Origin of the sequence: Moorena sp. SIO2C4, assembly GCF_010672485.1 — a bacterium.
Lineage (GTDB): Bacteria > Cyanobacteriota > Cyanobacteriia > Cyanobacteriales > Coleofasciculaceae > Moorena > Moorena producens.
Genome location: NZ_JAAHGN010000861.1, coordinates 1 through 3,365, shown reverse-complemented (window position 1 = coordinate 3,365; position 3,365 = coordinate 1). Strand labels below are relative to the sequence as shown.

Genomic DNA, 3,365 nt, shown 5'->3' with positions numbered 1-3,365 from the left:
GTCAGGGACACACCGGTCAAGTCCTGTCGGTGGCCTTTAGTGCAGATGGTAAAACCTTAGCCAGTGCTAGTGATGACCAGACAGTGAGACTTTGGAATTTTAGTACTGGTGAATGTCGCCAGATCTGTCATGGTCATACTAATCGGATTTGGTCAGTTAATTTTAGTCCCGATGGTGCGATGTTAGCCAGTGCAAGTGCTGACTTTACCATTAGATTGTGGGACCCATGCACAGGTGAATGTCTCAACACCTTAACTAACCATAGCGACAGAATACGGTCAGTGATGTTTAGTGCAGATGGGCAAACCCTAGTCAGTGGCAGTGATGACCAGACGGTGAGGCTGTGGGATGTCAGCAGTGGTGAATGCCTGAACTACCTACAAGGACACACCAATTCTATATTTTCAGTGGCATTTAATCGGGATGGTCGAACCGTAGCTAGTGGCAGCAGTGACCAAACCGTACGTCTATGGAATAGCAACACAGGTAGATGTCTTAAAATTTTACAAGGATATACTAATTCTGTATTTTCAGCAGTATTCAGTCCCAATGGTCAACAATTAGCCAGTGCCAGTACTGACAACATGGTCAGGTTGTGGGATGTCAGTAGTGATAACTGTTTAAAGAGACTAGAGGGACACACCGGTTGGGTGACTTCTGTGGCATTTCACCCCAATGGTGAAATTCTCGCTAGCAGCAGCGCTGACCAAACCATACACTTGTGGTCAGTAAGTACAGGTCAATGCCTGAAAGTATTGTGTGGTCACTCCTATTGGGTGCAATCCGTTAGTTTTAGTCCTCTTGGTGAGACTCTTGCCAGTAGTGGTGATGACAAAACCATCCGGTTATGGGACGTCAATACTGGTCAATGTTTTAAGATCTTACGGGGTCACACCAGTTGGATTTGGTCTGTTACCTTCAGTCGAGACGGTCAAACCCTAGCCAGTGCTAGTGAAGACGAAACCATACGCTTATGGGATGTCAGGAGTAGTGAATGTCTCAAGGTTTTACAGGGTCACACTAGTCGGGTACAGTCGGTAGCATTTAGTCCTGATGGCCAAACCCTAGTTAGCAGCAGTGGAGACCAAACTGTTCGGATTTGGGATGTTAGGACTGGGGAATGTGTCAGGATTTTGCGAGGCCATAGTAAAGGTGTCTGGTCTGTCGCCTTTAGTCCTGATGGTGAATTGATTGCCAGTGGTAGCTTAGATCAAACCATTAGGCTTTGGCAGGCAAGTACGGGTAAGTATCTGAGAACCTTACACGGTCATCGGAATTCAGTACGGTCATCGATTGGGTTTAGTCCTGTAAAACATCAAGATCACCAGGGTAGGTCTGATCAAGAACAGGTGAGCAGTTATTGGCTTACTTGTGGCAGTAATGATGGGACTATTAAAGTTTGGAATACCCACACAGGTCAGTGTATTAAAACCTTGATTCCTGATCGACCTTACCAAGGTATGAACATCACAGGGGTTACTGGTTTGAGCCTAGCACAGAAGTCAGCACTGGAAGCGTTGGGGGCGCTGAGTTGATTTAAAGAAGATGGGAACGAAACTGGTGATTTAAGATGAAAATTGTTTTTAACAAGATAGGGGGAGGCAAGAGGGGGCGAAATTCCCCACCTTCTTCCAAGGTGTTGAAGTTACCGTAAGTATAGTGGAGCCTTTATGATCAGCAGGCTATGAGAAAAAGGGTTAAAACTATTTTATTAAGGCTCCACTATACTAAGGTTTCGTCTCTAGGATGGATAGCCCCTCTCAAATACTGTCTATCTGTTTCCTCGCCCAACTCTCTATATACTCTCCTACACTTGTCCCAGCCTCTTCAGCAGACAATTGTAACCACTTCCAGGTAGTGTCAGTCAGCCAGATACCATGCTTTCTTTTTAGTTCATCATAATGAGCTGGAGCCCCCCTCATTCTTTTTTCTGGTTTTTTCTTTTTTATACTTGACATATCGAATTACCGTAGACTATACTAAAATGACTCTAGCAAAGAAACAAGAAAAACAAGGAGGTGATTTAATTCATGGCGACTCTTAGGCAAACATTTCGTCTATATCCCAACAAAACAGCTATATCAAAGATGTTTTACGCAAGAAAATTACATCAATTATTGTATAATGCGGGGATAGCTGATCGTCGCTATGAATGGAAAGCAAACAAGAAAACCATAGGGTACTTATATCAGCAAAACTGCTTGCCAGCTTTCAAGGAATGTTGGCCAGAGTACAAAGAACTTTACAGTACTTCTTTGCAAGCGACTCTTAAAAGAGTAGATTTAGCATACAATCGTTTCTTGAAGGGATTAAGTGAAATTCCTAGATACAAATCAATCAAGAAGTATTCAGGATGGACTTACCCTAGTAAGGCTGGATGGAAAGCTAATACCGATGGCAAAAACGGGACATTGGTATTGAATGATCTTGGTCTTGTCATCAAGATGCGTGGGCAAGCAAAGTTTTGGGGAACTCCAACAACTTTGACTATTGCTTATAAACCTAGTATTAATGCCTGGTTTGCTTCAATTACAGTCAAAGTTGATACACAGCAGACTAGATATGGCTCAGAATCTGATTTAGTCTACGAGAAAATCGTAGCTTATGACTTGGGAACTGAGACAGCAATTACAGCTTTCAACGGCGCGGAATTTGAAGAGATAGCCAATCAGAGGTTTACTAAAACCCTAGAGCCTAAAGTGAAAGCCGCTGGGAAAGAGAAACGCAGAAAGCAAGCCCCCGATTTCAAGAAAGGAATAAAAGCTTCTAATCGCTGGAAAAAAGCGAATAAGCGAGAGTCTCAACTAAAAATAAAAGCCGGATTACAACGTAAAGACTGGCAGCACAAAGTTACGTCAGATTTAGCTAGTCGTTATGACATCGGCGTAACTGAGAAGTTAAACACGAAAGGATTGACCCGAAAAGCAAAAAAAGGGTCAAAGAGAAAGAAACAGAAAGCTGGATTGAACAAAGCCATTTTAGATGTAGGTTTTGGCACTCTCAACAAGATGTTAACCTACAAAATTGAACTTAAGGGAGGGATTGTCCTTCAATTGCCAACCAGACAATTGAAGCCATCACAGCGCTGCCCAGAATGTGGAAAAGTTCATAAGAACTGGGCTGAATTATCAAATCGATACCATGTCTGCGATGCTTGTAGTTTTGAGTTTGACAGAGACAAGACCAGCGCCATGGTAATGTTCAATGCAGCATTAGGAAAACAGCCGGGGTACGGTGCTGACCTCGATAAACGTGGATTTTCTAGCTCTACTTCAAAGACCAGAAAGCATACTGGATCAATGAAGCAACTAGGGAAGTTGAAGCGTCAAAAATCACGCTCATCAGACGGGTCTGCTGACACCCCG

3 protein-coding genes are annotated in these 3,365 nt (G+C 43.3%); 2 read left to right on the top strand and 1 reads right to left on the bottom strand.

The genetic code is table 11. The features are described 5' to 3' along the window. On the top strand, positions 1-1,535 hold a 1,535-nt coding region (locus F6K20_RS30465; RefSeq protein WP_502708896.1), incomplete at its 5' end, for a WD40 repeat domain-containing protein. Between the two features lie 225 nt (positions 1,536-1,760). Here F6K20_RS30465 and F6K20_RS30460 read toward each other — a convergent pair. Beyond that, positions 1,761-1,922 (bottom strand): hypothetical protein, encoded by a 162-nt coding sequence (locus F6K20_RS30460; protein ID WP_229419904.1) that lies wholly within the window; start codon positions 1,920-1,922, stop codon positions 1,761-1,763. A 108-nt stretch (positions 1,923-2,030) separates the two neighbouring features. Here F6K20_RS30460 and F6K20_RS30455 point away from each other — a divergent pair. Next, positions 2,031-3,365 (top strand): RNA-guided endonuclease InsQ/TnpB family protein (locus F6K20_RS30455; RefSeq protein WP_287297205.1); only part of this gene is annotated, 1,335 nt, incomplete at its 3' end.

What these genes read in the sequence shown, in the direction of transcription:
- F6K20_RS30460 (WP_229419904.1), bottom strand. Translation starts at nt 1,922, where the DNA reads ATGAGGGGGGCTCCAGCTCATTATGATGAACTAAAAAGAAAGCATGGT.